The sequence below is a fragment of the Chitinophaga silvatica genome, assembly GCF_003419895.1.
In the GTDB taxonomy this organism is placed as follows: domain Bacteria; phylum Bacteroidota; class Bacteroidia; order Chitinophagales; family Chitinophagaceae; genus Chitinophaga; species Chitinophaga silvatica.
In genome coordinates, this window is the sequence record NZ_QPMM01000008.1 from 16907 (window position 1) to 34522 (window position 17616).

General features: G+C 38.3%; 12 protein-coding genes. 7 read left to right on the forward strand and 5 right to left on the reverse strand.

Annotated elements, in window-relative coordinates; all coding sequences use genetic code 11:
* Positions 1–30: 30 nt before the first annotated feature.
* The gene (locus DVR12_RS15605; RefSeq protein ID WP_116976738.1) at positions 31–675 is read right to left on the reverse strand and encodes a response regulator; all 645 of its coding nucleotides are present in this window, start codon (positions 673–675) and stop codon (positions 31–33) included.
* A gap of 92 nt (positions 676–767) precedes the next feature.
* Positions 768–2651 carry a tetratricopeptide repeat-containing sensor histidine kinase gene (locus DVR12_RS15610; RefSeq protein WP_158563285.1) on the reverse strand — a complete coding sequence of 628 codons (1884 nt, stop codon included), beginning with the start codon at positions 2649–2651 and terminating at the stop codon, positions 768–770.
* A gap of 572 nt (positions 2652–3223) precedes the next feature.
* Between DVR12_RS15610 and DVR12_RS15615 the strand changes: the two genes are divergently transcribed.
* From DVR12_RS15615 to DVR12_RS15640, 6 genes are all read left to right on the forward strand, one after another.
* Complete coding sequence (locus DVR12_RS15615) at positions 3224–6403, forward strand: SusC/RagA family TonB-linked outer membrane protein (RefSeq protein ID WP_116976740.1); 3180 nt, start codon at positions 3224–3226, stop codon at positions 6401–6403.
* A 10-nt stretch (positions 6404–6413) separates the two neighbouring features.
* A complete protein-coding gene (locus tag DVR12_RS15620; protein WP_158563286.1) occupies positions 6414–8096 on the forward strand; it encodes a RagB/SusD family nutrient uptake outer membrane protein in 1683 nt (560 codons plus the stop codon).
* A gap of 33 nt (positions 8097–8129) precedes the next feature.
* Positions 8130–9275 carry a glycan-binding surface protein gene (locus DVR12_RS15625; protein WP_116976742.1) on the forward strand — a complete coding sequence of 382 codons (1146 nt, stop codon included), beginning with the start codon at positions 8130–8132 and terminating at the stop codon, positions 9273–9275.
* Between the two features lie 17 nt (positions 9276–9292).
* Positions 9293–9898: a hypothetical protein gene (locus tag DVR12_RS15630; RefSeq protein WP_116976743.1), complete on the forward strand. Its 606-nt coding sequence runs from the start codon at positions 9293–9295 to the stop codon at positions 9896–9898.
* Positions 9899–10002: 104 nt separating this feature from the next.
* Positions 10003–14163 carry a hybrid sensor histidine kinase/response regulator transcription factor gene (locus DVR12_RS15635; RefSeq protein WP_116976744.1) on the forward strand — a complete coding sequence of 1387 codons (4161 nt, stop codon included), beginning with the start codon at positions 10003–10005 and terminating at the stop codon, positions 14161–14163.
* Positions 14164–14174: 11 nt separating this feature from the next.
* Entirely contained in the window at positions 14175–15188 is a 1014-nt protein-coding gene (locus tag DVR12_RS15640; protein ID WP_116976745.1) for a glycoside hydrolase family 5 protein, read from the forward strand.
* On the opposite strand, the gene DVR12_RS15645 is transcribed toward DVR12_RS15640, so the two are convergent.
* Genes DVR12_RS15645 through DVR12_RS15655 form a run of 3 tightly spaced genes read right to left on the reverse strand, consistent with a single transcriptional unit; the run spans position 15185 to position 16966 of the window.
* A complete protein-coding gene (locus tag DVR12_RS15645; protein WP_116976746.1) occupies positions 15185–15931 on the reverse strand; it encodes a DUF4262 domain-containing protein in 747 nt (248 codons plus the stop codon). The two genes, DVR12_RS15640 and DVR12_RS15645, sit on opposite strands and share 4 nt — an antisense overlap.
* A gap of 41 nt (positions 15932–15972) precedes the next feature.
* Positions 15973–16401, reverse strand: a complete 429-nt coding sequence (locus tag DVR12_RS15650; RefSeq protein WP_116976747.1) for a hypothetical protein — start codon at positions 16399–16401, stop codon at positions 15973–15975.
* Positions 16391–16966 carry an RNA polymerase sigma factor gene (locus DVR12_RS15655; RefSeq protein WP_317126757.1) on the reverse strand — a complete coding sequence of 192 codons (576 nt, stop codon included), beginning with the start codon at positions 16964–16966 and terminating at the stop codon, positions 16391–16393. Before DVR12_RS15655 ends, DVR12_RS15650 begins: the two co-directional genes overlap by 11 nt.
* Positions 16967–17079: 113 nt before the next feature.
* On the opposite strand from DVR12_RS15655, the gene DVR12_RS15660 reads away from it, so the two are divergent.
* The gene (locus DVR12_RS15660) at positions 17080–17616 is read left to right on the forward strand and encodes a type II toxin-antitoxin system death-on-curing family toxin (protein WP_116976749.1); all 537 of its coding nucleotides are present in this window, start codon (positions 17080–17082) and stop codon (positions 17614–17616) included.

A 17616-nucleotide genomic window follows, 5' to 3' on the forward strand; every position in this document is an offset into this window, starting at 1 on the left:
ATTTCAAATGGACTTTTTTATACTTTCTACCTACGCCAACCCCCGCTTTATTGCTTCTTTTACCAGGCTGGCTGTATTTTTTACGCCTAATTTCTGAGTAATATTAAACCGGTGGGTTTCAACAGTACGTAAACTAATGTATAGTTTTTCAGCGATTTCTTGATTGCTTAATGCTTCTCCAATGTATTTAAGAACTTCGACTTCGCGTTTGGTGAGAGGAATTTCGTATTTGCTTACACGTTGCCCGGTGATTGCTTCGTGAATAAGGTTTTGCTGGATTTGATTATCGAGATATTGTTTTCCTTCATTCACATCACGGATAGCCTTCAGTAGAGTATTGTAGTCTGTATTTTTGAGGAGATAACCTGCAGCGCCATTACGAAGCATTTGACGAACATAATGTGAGTCGTCATGGCTAGTAAGTGCTATTACACGAACATCTGGATATTTCCTGCTTATTGTTTTGCATAGTTCTACGCCAGATATATCGGGTAATTGTATATCCATTAAGATTACATTGGGCTGCAAGGTTGCCAAATGTTCGAGTAGCTTGTTACCATCCTGGCATTCAAATATTACGTCCATATCAGGAGCTCCTGCCAGCATGGCTTTAAGGCCATTAATCACCATTAGATGATCATCGATAATTGCTATTTTGATGGTAGGATAAATCATACTGTTTTGCGTAAAATTGGTGTTTCTAATAAGTCTGAGATATTTGATGTTCTGACCCGGAACTAATGCTATTGAAATATATCCAATTTCTTTTAAATCCTATCATGAATAACCTGGATAATATCAAATTCGGCATAAACACTGGTTCCCTGGTTTGGTGAGCTATTCCACTCAATAGTTCCGTTAAGCGTTTTTACTCTTGATTTAAGTGATAAAAAGCCTGTTCCGTCAACCTCTGTTGCTTTTAACCCCTTGCCATTGTCTTCGACCGTAACAGAAAGCAGAAGGGCTACCTCGCTGAGTTGTACCATAATACTATCGGCATTGGCATGCCTTATTGCATAATGCACAAGTTCCTGAGTAATACGATAAACTGCAAGTTCAAAGCTATGCAGACAACGAGGAATGTTACCCATGGTATGATATACTACTTTTGTATGGCTGTTTTTCCCAATGTTTTTACAGAAGCGATGCAACGACTCATCGAGTCCGAATTCCATTTCGGGCATCAGGTTATGGGCTGTTTTACGAACTTCCTGCGAGGCATCATCCAGTAACCGGAGTACAATGCCAAAACCAGTTGAGCTCCCAATGCTCGGTTGTACTTGCTGTAATTGGCTTAAGTGCATTTTTATTGCGGCCAGCATGCCTGATACACCATCGTGAAACTCAGTGGCAATTCTTGCCATTTCTTTTTCTTCCCCGTTCATGGCCGCTTCGAGTAATTTCACTTCGTTCCCCTTTCCGAGAGTCTGTAATCTTTCTTTCTGTAGTTTATGCTGGAAACGATTATGCTGAATTAATAATACCATAATCAATAGTATACAGCTTGCAATTGAAAGGATCGATATCAGGAGGTTATTCTTGCGTTGAATTACAAGTTTGCCCTGTGTAATAGCTGCATCTTTCTGCGCTGAATGATGTTTTATCTCCATTTCACCAATGGTCTGCAAGTGTTTATTACTCAATATGCTGTCTGAAACAGTTTTATATAATGTCAAAAATTTATAGGCATTTGCATAATCTCCCGTCTTACTATAAGATTGCTGTAGTTTGTTATATACTTCTGCAATGCCTTCCTGTGAATTTATCTGCTGAGCCGTATTTAATCCTTCTTCGAGTAAACGTCTGGCGGCTTTATGATCCCCCATTTCCATATAAATGCCGGCCAGGATGCCTTGGATTTGTATAATGGCGTACTGACTTTTTACCAGTTCCGCTTTTTCAAAAGCAAGGTTTGCATATACTAGTGCGGAATCATAACGGCGCAATCGGTTATAATGATCGGCAAGGTTTACAGCTGCTATCTGAATAATATAGTCATTGTGGGTGAGGCGACCTATTTCAAGCGCACGTTGCTGGCGAACTAAGCTTTCCTCTGGTTGCTGAAGTTCAAAATATACAGCACCTTGATTAATGATGGCCTGTGCCAGCACTGCGCTGTCTTTGTATTTGATAGCGAGTCTTTCTGCCGTTTCATAATCATTTAGTGCCGGTTTGTATGCTTTCATTGCAAATAATACCCTGCCTTTGCCAACGTGTAGATTACGTTTATATGCTTCCAGGTTATGTACGGTAAACAGATCAATAGCCCTTTGATAATTAGCTAATGAACTATCATATTGTGCCATAAACTGGTAGGAATTTGCGACGCTACCATAACAGGCACCTATTCCCCAATAGTCACTCATTTTTTCATATAGCGTTGCTGCCTTGTAGAAGCAGATCAGGCTGCTATCATATTTACCCATTTCTGTATAAACGAAACCACTGTAGTGGTATGCTTTAGCCTCCCCTTGAATATATTTTTGTTCATGACTAAAGGCAGCAGCTTTATTGTAAGCGGTTAAGGCAGCTCGTTGACTTACCGGTTCCAGTGCTTCAGCCGAATCGAGGAGCCGATCTGCCATTATAGAATCCTGCGCCAGGGTAGGTATAGTAAAAAGCAGATGCAAGACCAATAAAATATGAGTCATTAATTTCATGAGATAATTCAAGAATACAATGATACTGGACAATTTTGGGGTATGTCTACGTAGTTCAACGTAGGCAGAGAATTCAGTTATCTACACTTTTAGGGTCTGTGAAATCTGGAGGAAAGTAGAATATGTTTTTAACGCAGTTAAATGTAAATGTAGTTTACTATTGTCTTTTACGCTTTCGTATAAAGTTTACTCCTCTTTATATACTACAATTGTTAAGACTTATTTATCAATATTAGTATTATGATAACCCGACCTACTACAATTTTTTCAAATAATTTTATTTTAAATTGTTGATTTTCAATGTATTGATGTAGGTTAACATTTGTGTTATAATCGTTATCAATGCTGATAGGTTTTTTTATGAAAGTATGATAGCTTCATCATGAATTCCGATGTTATGAATTGTAATAAGTGACCTATACCACATTTACTACTGTTACAAATGCATCCCGTACTCGATAAGAATTTCACAAACAATTCCACAAATATATCAACCAAACACTGTTAGTTTTTAAATCAAACGTTATGAAACACTTATTATCTCACCTTCAAATCATTCATCAATGAGAAAAACTTTAAACAGGTTAAAACCCGTGTGCTGTTTTTTCATTTGCTATTCATTGTTAATGATTAGTAGTTCCCTCACTGTATTTAGTCAGTCTCGCACGGTTAAAGGCGTAATTACAAGTGAAGCCCATCCACTGCCTGGTGCTACTGTTCTCGTAAAAGGTACAAAAACAGTGGCTCTTAGTAATTTACAAGGAGAATTTTCAATTAATGCAGCAAAAGGTGATGTATTGGTTATCACCTACCTCAGTTATCAAACAAAAGAGGTAGTTGTTGGAGATGAAGCCGTTATCCGCATTGCACTTGTTTCTTCAGCAAGTAAACTGGATGAATTGGTAGTAGTAGCTTATGGTAAATCCAAACGTGCGAACCTTACCGGTGCCCAAACGACTGTAACATCCAAAGAGATGGATCGCACAGTGAATACAACTTTGGAGCAGGCAATTCAGGGAAGAGCTGCAGGTGTATACATTACTCAAAATTCAGGACAGCCGGGTGGAGGAATATCTTTAAACATCAGGGGTATTAACTCTATTAATGGTACAAATGAACCATTATATGTAATAGATGGTGTGCAGATTCCCGGTTCGGTTGTTTCATTTGGCTCAACCAGTTCATCGAATCCATTGGCTGGACTTAATCCTGCTGATATCGATAATATAGAAGTTTTACAAGGCCCCTCTGCTACTGCTTTATTTGGTTCCAGAGCAACCAACGGGGTATTAATGATTACCACTAAAAGAGGTAAAGCTGGCGATTCAAAATTAGATTATTCGTTTCAATATAATGTTCAGGCTCCCCCGCCACGTATAGCTGTTATGGATTTGCGTCAGTATGCCCAAATGGTAAACGAATATCACCAAATTGCAGGTGGTAATACGCAAGGTGAGTTTAAAGACCCTTCATTGTTGGGAAAAGGCACTGACTGGCAAAAAGAGCTGTTTAGAAATGCTCCAATGAGCAAACATCAGCTCAGTTTAAGCGGAGGAACCGACAAAACAACATTCTATCTTTCAGGGGAGTATCTGAAGCAAAGTGGTATCGCTCTGGGCTCAGGTTTTGATAGATATGGATTTAGACTGAATCTTGATAACAAACCCCGAAATTGGGTAACGTTGAATGCTAACCTAAGCTTCAATCAAATCAACGAAAACCTGACAACCAGCCAGGAAAACATTATTTCCACTGCTATAACACTTACTCCTCAAATTCCTGTAAAAAACCTTGATGGTACATGGGGAGGAGGCGACCTTACAAATGGAGCTAATATTTATACACCAGTTAACCCTATCGCAATTGCTAATCTGAATATCAACAGATCAATAAGAAGGCAACTCCTCGGAGGTATTGGTGCAAGCATTAATCCCCTTAAGGATTTGTATATCAAAACCAATTTCAACACTAATGTTGGTTTCTCAAATACAGAAAATTTCCTGCCTACCTATTCTATCGGTTGGGCTGTAAATGATCAGGCAAGCCTCACCAATCTTAATGGTACAAATACCTACTGGAACCTGAATCAATTGATTGAATACACCAAATCAATTGGTAAGCATAATATCAATCTGATGGTAGGTCATGAATCTCAGTATAGCAACTGGAAAAACTTAACTGCTGGAAGAAAAGGCTTTCTAACTAATGATATACTGGATCTAAATGCTGGTAATGCAGCTAATGCTACTAATGGAGGTGGACAAGGTGAATGGGCAATGGAATCATTTTTTGGGAGACTGAATTATAACTATGAAGATCGTTATATCCTTTCTACATCTATAAGAAGAGATGGTTCGGCCAATTTTGGAGATGAAAACATTTGGGGATATTTTCCTGCTGTATCAGCTGCATGGCGTATTTCGAAGGAAAAGTTCTTTAATGTTTCTTTTATCAGTGATCTAAAGCTGAGGTTTGAAACCGGTACAACGGGTAACTCTGGTGGTGGTGGCGCAATTTATTCACCAATGCAGGCCGCAGCTACTCCAACAGGTACCGGGTTTTTACCAGCACGTTATTCCAACCCAACATTACAATGGGAGTCTACCCAGACTAATAACATCGGTATTAACGTAGGCCTTCTGGAAAACAGAATTAGTTTGGAAGTAGATTATTATAAGAAGCGTACCACCAATCTCTTAATGGAGGCATTACTCCCATGGTACATGGGTACTAATGGAACCGGATCTGTGGCAGCTCCTACAGTAAATGCAGGCACTCTCGAAAATAAAGGGTGGGCATTTACAATCAATACTACCAACATCAAAACCAAAGAGTTTAAATGGGAGAGCAGTTTAAACCTTTCTGGCTTCAAAGCTAAAAGTATTGCTTTTAATAGTGAAAGCGGAATGTTTAGTCGCACCTCCTGGTGGTTGGATAACTGGACTCAACGTTCTGTTATTGGCCAAGCACCTTGGTTATTCATGGGTTATAAAGAAGATGGAATATTCCAATCAGTTGAAGAAATAAACAATAGCCCGGTACCTGTTGATAATACCGGTAAACGCTTTCCTACGAATGTGGATAACATCTGGGTAGGAGACGTGAAATACAAAGACATCAGTGGTCCTGATGGCAAACCTGATGGAATCATTGATGTGAATGATCTTACATTCATTGGAAATCCTTGGCCAAAAGTATTTGGTGGATTAACTAATAACTTCTCTTATAAAGGATTTGACATAAGCATACTTATTACCGGAACTTATGGTAACGACGTGTACAATTATCTGGCAAGAGTAAATTCAAACCCAAATCAGATTAATATCAGCCGGAATATGATGGTGAAAGCTATGGAATATGCAAAACCAGTCAGCGAAGACGGAAAGGTATATCTCTCAAATCCAGGTACCAATGTTCCCCGTATTTCAAACGGCCCAAACAATAACTATGTCCGCATTACAGATAAATATGTAGAAGATGGATCTTTTTTAAGACTAAAAAATATTTCTCTCTCCTATAGTTTGCCAGCTTCTCTAATAGGTCATCAGAAAATAATTAAGGGTGCCAGATTCACATTCGGTGTTCAAAACCTCTTAACTCTTACAGGATATTCCGGATATGATCCAGAGGTGGGAGCTTATGTGGGAAGAGATGCCAGTTCTACAAATCAGGCTATTGGCCTCGATTATGGCCGTTATCCACTCACCCGTATTTACACCTTTGCGCTTAATGTTAATTTCTAAAAAGCCGGTTATGAAAAAAAGTAAACTTACTATATATCACTATATGTGCTTGCTGGCAACAGTTTTGCTGGTGTCCTGTGCTAAAGATTTTTTACGCAGACCACCTAAAGATGCAATCGTTGATGCCAGTTTCTATAAAAATGATGATCAGGTAATGGCTGCTACTGCTTTGCTGTATAGCAAAGTATGGTTCGACTATAATGGTAGATCTGCCATTAGCTTGGGCGACTTTCGTGCAGGTACAGCTTATTCGGCATGGAATGATAAAGACAACGTAGAATTTAATACTACAGGAAATACAACTGCCAATGGCGATTCATGGAGGTCATTTTTTATTGTAGTCGGCCAATCAAATCTTGCGATTGCCAACATCAATAAATATGCAGGACCTGAAGTTTCTGCTTCCGTTAAAAAAATGGCGATTGCAGAAGCCCGTTTTATGCGTGCATTGGCATACCGGTACCTCGTAATGAACTGGGGAGAAGTTCCTATTATTGAAGATAATCAGAAACTGGTCTCCGATACCTCACTTCGTAAAAACACAATTCCTAGTGTCTGGAAATTTATTATTTCAGAGATGCGTGCATTGGCAGAAGATTTACCTGAAACTCCAGCCCGTGAAGGTCGTATCACCAAATATACAGCAGAAGGAATGCTGGCTCGCTTTTACCTTACCAGAGCAGGAGTTGGAGCTAATGGCTCCGGAGCCAGAAATCAGACCGATCTGGATAGCGCAAAATATTTTGCTCAGCAGGTAATTACAAAAAGCAGTTATAAGTTGCTGAAAAGCTACTACGATCTGTTCCTCTTCCCATATGATAATAATTCAGAATCGATGTTCTCTCTGCAATGGGCATACGCACCAGGCGACTGGGGTGCTGCCAATGCAGCTCCTTCTGATCTGAACTATGATAATAAAATGTGTAATGGCGATGGCTGGGGAGGCGATAAAGGAGCTACCTGGTGGGTGATCAGTAAGTACGAGGGAATGGTAAATTATGGAGATACACTCATCAGTGGCCGGACGCTGGATCAGCGCCTGAAAACCACCTTCTTTATGCCAGGTGCCTATTATCCTGAAATCACTCAAAAACTTCCTGACGGAACTACCCCTAAATTAATATTCCCATATGTAACAGGTGATAACAACTTCCTGAATATTAAAAAGTATGTAATAGGAAGGGCAGCAGACGTAGGAGGACAAGCAGCACAGCAAAACTATCCTAATGATACATATATGATGCGCCTCTCAGAAATGTATCTTATTTATGCCGAAGCTGCATTGGGAAATAATGCCAGTACTTCAGATGCAACCGCAGTGGAATATTTTAATACCATTCATACAAGAGCAGGATTACCCGAATACCAGAAACCACTGACAGCCGACGTAATCTTTAATGAACGCATTGTTGAATTTGCAATGGAAGGAATGGCCTGGTACGACTTGGTTTCGCTGCATTATTATAATAAAGCAAAAACATACGAAATTCTGAATTCTCAGGATAGAGGTCTGTTTGCTACAGCACCAGATAAAATGCCGGATCCTACATCCTGGAAATGTGTAAAAACATCCTGGGCTTCTTTCAGAAAAATTGTGGCTAATGATGGAAATTTCCGAATTCCAATTCCAACGGCCGAATTAAGCCAGGCTCCAAATCTGAAGAAAGAAGCAGTTGATTACTATGCTAAGTAATCAGATCCATTATTTCCAATAAACATAAAACTTATGCAAAAGATATATAAATCCATATTGCTGTTTCTTCTGTGTATAGGAATAGTTTGCTGCTATTCTGCATGTACTAAGGAAAGCCTTTCAAATAATGGGGAACCAAAAATTAATTATGTAAGAGTTACTGACCCGGCTGCCGCCGATTCATTAGTAGTAGAAGCCGGCCAGGGAATGCTCATTGCAATTGTGGGCGAAAACCTTGGCGATGCCCGCGAAATTTGGTTCAACGATCAGAAAGCAAATCTTACAAGTCCATATATTACCTCCACCGTTATTTTGGTAAGTGTACCGTCTCAGATCCCGGTAGAAGTAGATAATAAATTGAAGATCATCTTTGCAAACGGGAAAAAACTTGAGTATAATTTTCCTGTAAAAATCAGCAAACCATTAATAACACGCATGGATTGCGAATATGTTGCTGATGGAGATGTAGCTACTATTACAGGCGACTACTTCTATGCACCTGTGAAAGTGATTTTTCCTGGTGGAAAAGAAGGTGAAATTGTAGAGGTAAAAGATAAACAGGTGAAGGTAAAAGTGCCGGCAGGAACAGAACCCGGACAAATCACCATTAAAACAAATTTTGGGCAGGTAGAATCGGATTTCTGGTTCCGTGATAACAGAAACATTTTTATTAGCAGCGATCCTTTTACCGGTTGGTGGAATTCCAACTTTGTAGTAAGCAATCCTGGCCCCAATGATCCCCCTTTGATTAATGGGAATTACATTCGTGTTAAACAATCAATCGGCAATTGGGCATGGATTGAATTAGCTGGTGGGCCGGCAAGTGCAATGGGGCCTATCAGTAAGAAAATTCCGGATGAAGCCATTCTGAAACCTGAAAACTACAATCTCAAATTTGAGCTGAATACTAAGAAACCATACAACAGTAATGGAATAAAATTCTGTGTAGGTGTTCCCGATGATAAGCAGGGCGACTACTTCTGGGCTCCTCCCTATGATACAAAAGGGGTATGGCAAACTGTAATTATTCCTTATGAAGAAGTAACAAAAGCCTATGCCAATAGAAGCATTCAGCCGGATGGATATTATACACGTGTAGTATTTAGTGGCCCCGGTGATCTGGATTGCGATATGTCGTTCGATAATTTCCGTGTAGTTCCTAAGGTTATTAAGAAATAAATAGTAAATCGACTTTCATGAATACTCATATATATAAACGTCTCGTTTTAATTCTGGGCATCAACTTAATGCTGCTTTGCATGATCTCTTGTAAGAAGAATGAAGAGACAGCCATACCTGATAAAGTTACGCTGCTTAGCTTTGGCCCTTCCGGAGTAAAGCCTGGAGATAAAATCAGTTTTATCGGTTATCATCTCGATAGAGTTACTGCTATTGAGTTGACAGGCGCAAAAGTTGAAGCCTCTGCGTTTGTTGAGAAAGCTGCTGATCATATTACAATTACAGTACCGCAGGAGACTTTAAAAGGGAAGGTTACCCTGAAAGCACCCGAGGGAGATATTGTTTCCAAAAGCTTGCTGAATCTGGATGTACCGGTTACTGTAACAGATATACCGGCTACAGCAACTAAGGGAAGTAACATTAGTATTAAGGGCACATTTGTAAACTGGATTACCAGAGTAACATTTGGAAACGATGCATCTGTTACAACATTTGTAAGCAAGTCATTGACTGAAATAGTATTACAAGTGCCGAATAATGCTAAAACGGGAACATTGATCTTCAGTGTAGATGGTTTTGAACCTAAGGATATTGAATCAGACGATGTAGTGGTCATACAATAACCCGAAAATAGCAGCGGATTTAATAAGAGGAGTTGTATTTTCATACCTCCCGGCAACGGGAGGTATGTGTAGTATTTTTTTCCCAACAAGGGCCACGTTTTCAGATGAAGCTTACCTATATTAAATATGGATTATTATTACTGATGTGTTGTATAAACGCATCCGCTTTTGCACAGGATATCCCTTATTCTTTTTCACATCTCGATGTAAATAATGGCCTATCTCACAATGGGATTACCAGTATTAAAAAAGATGCTAAAGGATTCCTTTGGTTTGGAACCCTGAATGGATTAAACAGATTCGATGGTTCTAAATTTAAAGTGTACAAACATCGGTTAAATGATCCGGCTTCTATCCCAGATAACTTTATCACTAATATCTATGATGCTCCCGGAAACTGCTTTTGGATAAAAACACAGTTGGGATATGCCATCTATGATCCGGAAACAGATAGCTTCAGTGAGAAAGTTGAAAAACTACTTCCTTCCCCGGAAGTTCCCGGATATCAGATAGAAAAAGTACTGAAAGGAAGTAATGGCGAGTTTTATTTTCTGCGGGCCGATCATGGTATCATCATCTACAATGAACAAACTAAAGTTTCTAAAACCTATAGTTATATTAAAGGAGATACAACCAGTTTGCATGGTATTGATGTTGCCGATATAGCGTTGGACGAACGTGGTGATCTTTGGATTGCATACCTTAATGGGTGGGTAGAACAATTTGATACACGCACTCATAAAGTAATATATCGTGCAACCCCACTGTATAATATGGTTGCAGGAAAGAAACCAGCTAAGTATCAAATATTTATTGACCGGCAACAGGATATCTGGTTGTTCGCTGCCAATAGTGATGGACTTTATTACTATAGCCCTTCAGGTAATATCAGTAAACATTTTTATAAAGATGCTTCCGAGAATAGATTATATGCAAATGTTGTAAATACTGTAATACAGGACCAACAAGGAAGTATCTGGATCGCAACCGATCCGGGCGGAGTACATATTCTGGATAAATCTACTTTCCTCATCCGAAATGTGATCCGCGATGAATTAAATCCAAATAGCCTGAGTCAAAACAGTATAACTACTGTATATGGCGATTCTACCGGTATGATCTGGTTAGGTACCTATAAGAAAGGAATCAATTACTATTATCCTGGTATTTTTAAATTTCCACTATATAGTCATACCCCCTTACAACCAGACGGACTTAATTACAGCGATATCAATGCCTTTGCTGAAGATCATAAAGGTAATCTCTGGCTTGGTAGTAATGGAGGAGGAATAACCTATTTCAACCGGCAAAATAATACCTGGAAAGCATATGTAAATGAAAAATCAAATCCCAATAGCCTTAGTACTAATGTAATTGTTAGCTTGTGTGTAGATCATCTGCAAAATCTTTGGGTGGGTACTTACCTGGGAGGACTTGATTATTTTGATGGAAAGACTTTTAAACACTATCGCCACGATGAAAATGATCCCAATAGCCTGTCGGATAACCGGGTTTATGAAATCATGGAGGATAGTGAACAGAAAATCTGGATTGGAACCCTTTCTGGTGGTGTGAATATTTTTGATCCCCAAACCCAGACCTTTAAGCATCTTCGCCGGGCCGATTCGGTGAGTATCCATTCTGATTATGTTTTCACATTGCTGGAAGACAGACGTAAAGATATCTGGATTGGAACCTCGAATGGAATAGATGTATTCCACCGTAAAACAGGTAAATATGTACATTATCAGCACAATAATGATAGCACCGGAAGTCTGGCAAATGATAATATCCTTTCAATGATTGAAGATAGCCGGGGGTATATCTGTATAGGTACCAGGGAAGGACTAAATATTTTCAATCCGAATACCCAGCGATTTACATTATTCAGAGAAGAAGACGGTTTACCTGATAATAACGTTCTTGGAATCCGGGAAGACCGAAATCACCACCTATGGATTAGTACTGCCAACGGAATTTCTAACGGGATCGTGAATGCCGATAATGAGGAATATAAGATCAACTTCATCAACTATGATGTGAAGGACGGATTACAGGGAAAACAATTCAATGAAGATGCTTCCCTGGCAACTGCTAATGGGGAAATGGTTTTTGGAGGTGGCAATGGCTTTAATATTTTTAATCCTGCTGGTATTAAAATAAACAATACCCAACCCGAATTAGTTTTTACCGATTTTCAACTATTTAATCATTCAATAAATCCAGGAGAAAAAATCAATGGAAAAATAATCTTATCTGCATCTATTACTATTACAAATAATATTGTACTCAACTACAATCAAAACTTTTTCTCAATTGAGTTTGCAGCTCTCGACTTCCTGATGCCGGATAAAGTGAAGTATCAATATAAGATGGAAGGAGTTGATAAAAACTGGATTGCCTCTGATAATAAAATCCGTAAAGCAACCTATACCAACATTGATCCTGGCAATTATATATTTAAAGTAAGAGTTGCTTCAGGAAATGATACGTGGAATGATAAAGTTCTGTCTCTGAATATCCGCATCCTGCCGCCTTTCTGGAAAACTCAGATTGCTTATGCCTGTTATGTTTTTCTCTTCATCTCTATATTACTTTATATCAGATATCGTGGCATCAAGAAGATCCGTATGCAATTTGCTATGGAACAGGAGAAACAGGAAGTTCAGCGAATTAGAGAGCAGGAGCGGGAAGAAGCAAAAAGGTTACATGAACTGGATAGAATGAAGATAAAGTTTCTTACGAATATCAGTCATGAGTTCAGAACGCCTTTGTCGCTGATCCTGGCCCCCATTGAAAAAATGATGAAAGATTCCCAAGGAACAGAACACCAGGCCCAGATGAATATGATTCATCGTAATGTAAGGCGTGTGCTAAACCTGGTAAATCAACTGCTGGATTTTAGGAAAATGGAGGTTTATGAATTGAAACTGGATACAAAACCTGGAGATATAATCAGGTTTATCAAAGATGTCTCTTTCTCGTTCATGGATATTGCGGAACAAAAGAATATCAAATTTGCTTTTGATACAGATATTGATGCTCTGGAAACGTATTTTGACCATGATAAAATTGAAAGAATTCTCTTCAATTTATTATCCAATGCATTTAAGTTTACCCCCGCTGGTGGCCATGTAGGAGTGTTTCTGAATTTTATTCCTGCAATTGAAGAAGGTAAACAGGTACATCTTCGAATTAATGTAATTGATTCTGGAATTGGTATTCCTCCGGAGAAGATCGATAAAATATTTGATAGATTTTATCAGCACGATATTCCGGCTTCTCTTATTAATCAGGGTAGCGGAATAGGATTATCTATAACCCGTGAATTTGTTAAACTACATGAAGGTACTATTCATGTAGAATCGATTACTAATGGCGGTAGTTGTTTTATTGTAGAACTTCCGTTAGAAGTTATATCAACAATAAACAAGAAAGATAACAATGAGAAAAATGATGTTGCACCAGTAAAGGAAATTAATAAAAAACCAACAATTCTTTTGGTAGAAGATAGTGATGATTTCAGATTTTATCTGAAAGATAATTTACAGGAGTATTTCTGTTTGTTGGAAGCAGCTAATGGCAAGGAAGGGTGGCAAAAGGCATTAGCCCTGCATCCCGATTTAATAGTTAGTGATGTGAGTATGCCGGAAATGAATGGTTTGGAGTTATGTACTAAAATTAAACAGGATAAACGTACATCACATATTCCAATCATTCTGCTAACGGCACTGGTAGGAGAGGAATTTCAGCTAAAAGGGCTGGAAAATGGAGCAAATGATTACCTCTGTAAGCCATTCAATTTTGAAATGTTATTATCGAAAATTAGAAACCTGCTAACCTTACAAACAACCATCAAGAAAGTATACACAAAACAGGTAGATGTGCAGGTAGCTGATATCGCTATCCAATCGGTGGATGAAAAATTCATTGCTGCTGCATTGACATATATAGAAGAAAATTTACAGAATGCCGATTTAAGTGTTGCTGAGCTGAGCAAACATTTATGTATTAGCCGGGTTTCTTTATATAAGAAAATGCTTCAGCTTACAGGCAAAACACCGGTAGATTTCATACGCTCTATCCGACTTAAGAAAGCCGCACAGATGCTGGAAAAAAGTCAGCTTAGTATTGCCGAAATATCCTACATCGTAGGATTCAATACACCTCATTATTTTACAAAATCCTTCAAGGCAGAATTTGGAGTATTACCGTCAGTTTATATCAAACAATTAGGAAAAGATACTTCAAATAAGGCCTTATAATACTTATAACTATGCAAAAGATATTACTTACTATTCTCTTTTTATATACTGTTGGATGTTCGAGATCTGCAAAATCCGCAAGTCCGGATACCCCAACGCGTGATACTGTTTCTGCTTCGGTATCACCTGTTAAAAAACATGGAGCCTTGCATGTAGAGGGCCGATACCTGAAAGACCAGCAAAATAATACTGTTGTGCTACGAGGACAGAGCTTAGGTTGGAGCACCTGGTGGCCTCAATACTGGAATGCAGATGTTGTGAATTGGCTGGCAGATGATTTTAAAACAGATATTATTCGTGCTGCCATGGGGGTAGATATGAAACCAGGATTTCTGAATGATAGTTCCCGTCAGCTTTCTTTGCTAAGGAAGGTGATCGATGGGGCTTTGGCTAAAGGTAGTTATGTAATCATCGATTGGCATTGTGAGCCATTTTATCAGGAAGAAGCTGTTGCTTTTTTTAGTGCTATGGCGAAGGCTTATGGGCATCATCCTCATATTATGTATGAGATTATTAATGAGCCTAATAATACTCAAACATGGCCTCAGGTTAAGGCATATGCTGCAGCTGTAATAGCGGCTATCAGAGCTAATGATCCTGATAACATCATTTTAGTCGGCTGCCCAAATTGGGATCAGAAAATTAAGGAAGTAGCTGATGCTCCGTTAACCGGCTATACTAATATCATGTACACGGTTCACTTCTATGCTGCCACTCACAAGCAATGGCTGAGAGACGACTGTGCTTATGCGCTGAGTAAAAACATTCCCATCTTTATTACAGAATGTAATGGCTCTGAAGCTTCAGGTAGCGGACATATAGACTATCCCGAGTGGGAAGCCTGGTTTTCCTTTATGGAGAGTAATAAGCTTAGCTGGATCAACTGGTCTGTTTCGGATAAAGCCAATGAGTTATGTTCTATCCTCCTTCCCGGAGCTCCGGCCAACGGTAACTGGACAAAAGAGCAGCTGACTGAAACCGGGAATTATATTAGGGCAAAGTTGAGAAGCTTCAGTACTCGTTAATCTTCTTCCCAGATCCAGGGATCATTAGGCGAATTACGTGTAGCAGATCGATTATATGTTAAATGATAGAGTTGATTTACACTCGGATCAATTAAAGTTATTTGTTCAAACGCTACTAGTTTCGCATCATCGAGATCTGGATCTTCCTCGCTATGGAATTGCCAGTCGCCATCTTCATTATGATATACATACAGGATAGGTTTTCCTTCCAGTACTTGTTTTGTAGTAAAGACCCCCAGGTTTCTTTCTTCATAGAATTTGAAGTCGATATTTCTATCGAGTAATGGTTGCTTGAATTTCCAATCGGGGTTAAATCCTATTTCCCATGGAAAGCGGGATTGTTTGTCGGGCCATACTAATTGTAACGATGGATAGTTTTCTGTATCATAAAAGAGATTGGTAACTCCCATGTAATCTGAATAATACGTTTTATGTACCTCCAGGAATTGCACTTTATAATTCTGGATGAAATTATCGTATAGGATACCTGGTGTGAGGGAACTTCCATTGGTGATTTTTGCACATCCGATATTTAGCAGATCACCTAATTGATCAGTAGATAAACCGAATGCTATAAGTTCGGGATGATTAAATTTCTGATATAGTCCAATCGTGTATGCGAAGGCGGGGAGATAATCATCCGCTTCTATCAATACAATAAAGCAGCCATATTTATCTATTTTTCTTTGAATCTCTTTTGAAGAAATAGGAGTGTGGTTGCAATCTTTGCTATCCTGATTCATTTTACTTTGGTTGTAAATGTTTTTGTTGATTTTATAGCTTGTTAAGGAATTTCCTTTATGTTCTCTTGTTTTACAGGCTCGCTTTGATGTTTGTCAATATCCAATAATTTATTAAAAAAGAATAAATTCAGAACAACGCTAATTACAAGTATCATAAGAATGATTAATGTCCATCTACGTGTTGGGTTAAAAAACTGGATTGAGGTGGATGCTTGAATTTTGATGAAATGACATTCAGAAATTTGCTTGTCTGAAATAATCTTTAGTAATCTATCCTTTACCCCTGGGGGAGGTGTAATGCTATATAATTTTAAGTGTTTTTCAAAGTCGCTTTCAGTTTGTACGACAGCTGATTCTATTTCAGGATACAGCTTTCTTAGCGAGCCCAGTTCCTTTACTTCATCAGAACTAGCCAGGCCACAGACACATTTTTCTATGATACCGCTCGATATGTAAGATTCAATATCCAAAACTTTTCATCATTTTTCTCAATGATCGTATAGCGCTAGATACCCTTGTTTTAACTGTTCCTAAAGGAATACCCAATATTTGTGAAATTTCTGCCTGAGTATATCCCTGAAAGTAAGATAATTCTATTAATTCGCTATGTTCTTTCTTTAGCAATTTGGCCAAGGGTCTTATTCCATTATCTTCCTGTAAGGTTCCTTCAGGAAGTGGTAAATCAGTTAAGGATTCATTTTTCTTATTGTTTTTGAAATCCTTACTGCGTATAATATCTATAGCTGTATTTCTGGCGATCCAAAGTATCCATATAAATAGGCTTGCTATCTTTGGATCATATTTATGTAAATTATTCCAAACCTTTAAAAAGGTATCCTGTAATGCTTCTTCTGCTATGTTTCGGTTATTTAACATATCATATAGATGTTTGTAGATTGCTGGGGCATGCTCGTCGTATAACTGATTAAAAATAATCTCTTTGTTTTCTGGAAGGAAAACAAAACCTGAATCTTTATGTGGATTATTATTGTCCAAATTTACTTCAGAGATGTTTGATTTTATTATATTGAGCAACAGCCAGCATTTCTTAAGTGCTACTATTCTAAATACGGGATGATAATCCAGAAAGTTTGGGTGCTTAAATTATTTTTTAAATGAGAATATTAATATGATAATAAAAGTTAACTATGAATTACAGAGATGAAACAACAGGTATTTTAAAAGTACTTAATGACTATACCTATGCCTTGAATGTATTGGATCAATATGACCACCAATTACTTGAAATCTCAGATATTACCACCCAAAATTTGTTTGAAATCACGTATGAATCTGCGATGAGGGCAATTGTCGGATTACGCGACAAATTTGGTGGTAGTAGTTTGTTTGGTAATGAGAAAGATGAATCTTTTCAAGGGTCGCTTGCTGCTATTTATCAGACTTTCAATAATGAGTATTTATATCCTTCTGTGGAAGAGAAGGCCGCAAACCTTTTATATTTTGTTGTAAAGAATCATTCGTTCTCTGATGGGAACAAACGTATTGCTGCATTTTTGTTTGTATGGTTTCTTGAAAGAAATAATATTCTCTATCATACTGATGGCACAATGAAGTTGGCTAATAATACATTGGTAGCACTTACATTGATGATAGCAGAATCGAAACCCGAAGAGAAAGAAATGATGGTTAAAGTGGTAGTGAATTTAATCAATAACCGCAACTAA

What these genes read in the sequence shown, in the direction of transcription:
- DVR12_RS15605 (WP_116976738.1), bottom strand. Translation starts at nt 675, where the DNA reads ATGATTTATCCTACCATCAAAATAGCAATTATCGATGATCATCTAATG.
- DVR12_RS15610 (WP_158563285.1), bottom strand. Translation starts at nt 2,651, where the DNA reads ATGACTCATATTTTATTGGTCTTGCATCTGCTTTTTACTATACCTACC.
- DVR12_RS15615 (WP_116976740.1), top strand. Translation starts at nt 3,224, where the DNA reads ATGAGAAAAACTTTAAACAGGTTAAAACCCGTGTGCTGTTTTTTCATT.
- DVR12_RS15620 (WP_158563286.1), top strand. Translation starts at nt 6,414, where the DNA reads ATGAAAAAAAGTAAACTTACTATATATCACTATATGTGCTTGCTGGCA.
- DVR12_RS15625 (WP_116976742.1), top strand. Translation starts at nt 8,130, where the DNA reads ATGCAAAAGATATATAAATCCATATTGCTGTTTCTTCTGTGTATAGGA.
- DVR12_RS15630 (WP_116976743.1), top strand. Translation starts at nt 9,293, where the DNA reads ATGAATACTCATATATATAAACGTCTCGTTTTAATTCTGGGCATCAAC.
- DVR12_RS15635 (WP_116976744.1), top strand. Translation starts at nt 10,003, where the DNA reads ATGAAGCTTACCTATATTAAATATGGATTATTATTACTGATGTGTTGT.
- DVR12_RS15640 (WP_116976745.1), top strand. Translation starts at nt 14,175, where the DNA reads ATGCAAAAGATATTACTTACTATTCTCTTTTTATATACTGTTGGATGT.
- DVR12_RS15645 (WP_116976746.1), bottom strand. Translation starts at nt 15,931, where the DNA reads ATGAATCAGGATAGCAAAGATTGCAACCACACTCCTATTTCTTCAAAA.
- DVR12_RS15660 (WP_116976749.1), top strand. Translation starts at nt 17,080, where the DNA reads ATGAATTACAGAGATGAAACAACAGGTATTTTAAAAGTACTTAATGAC.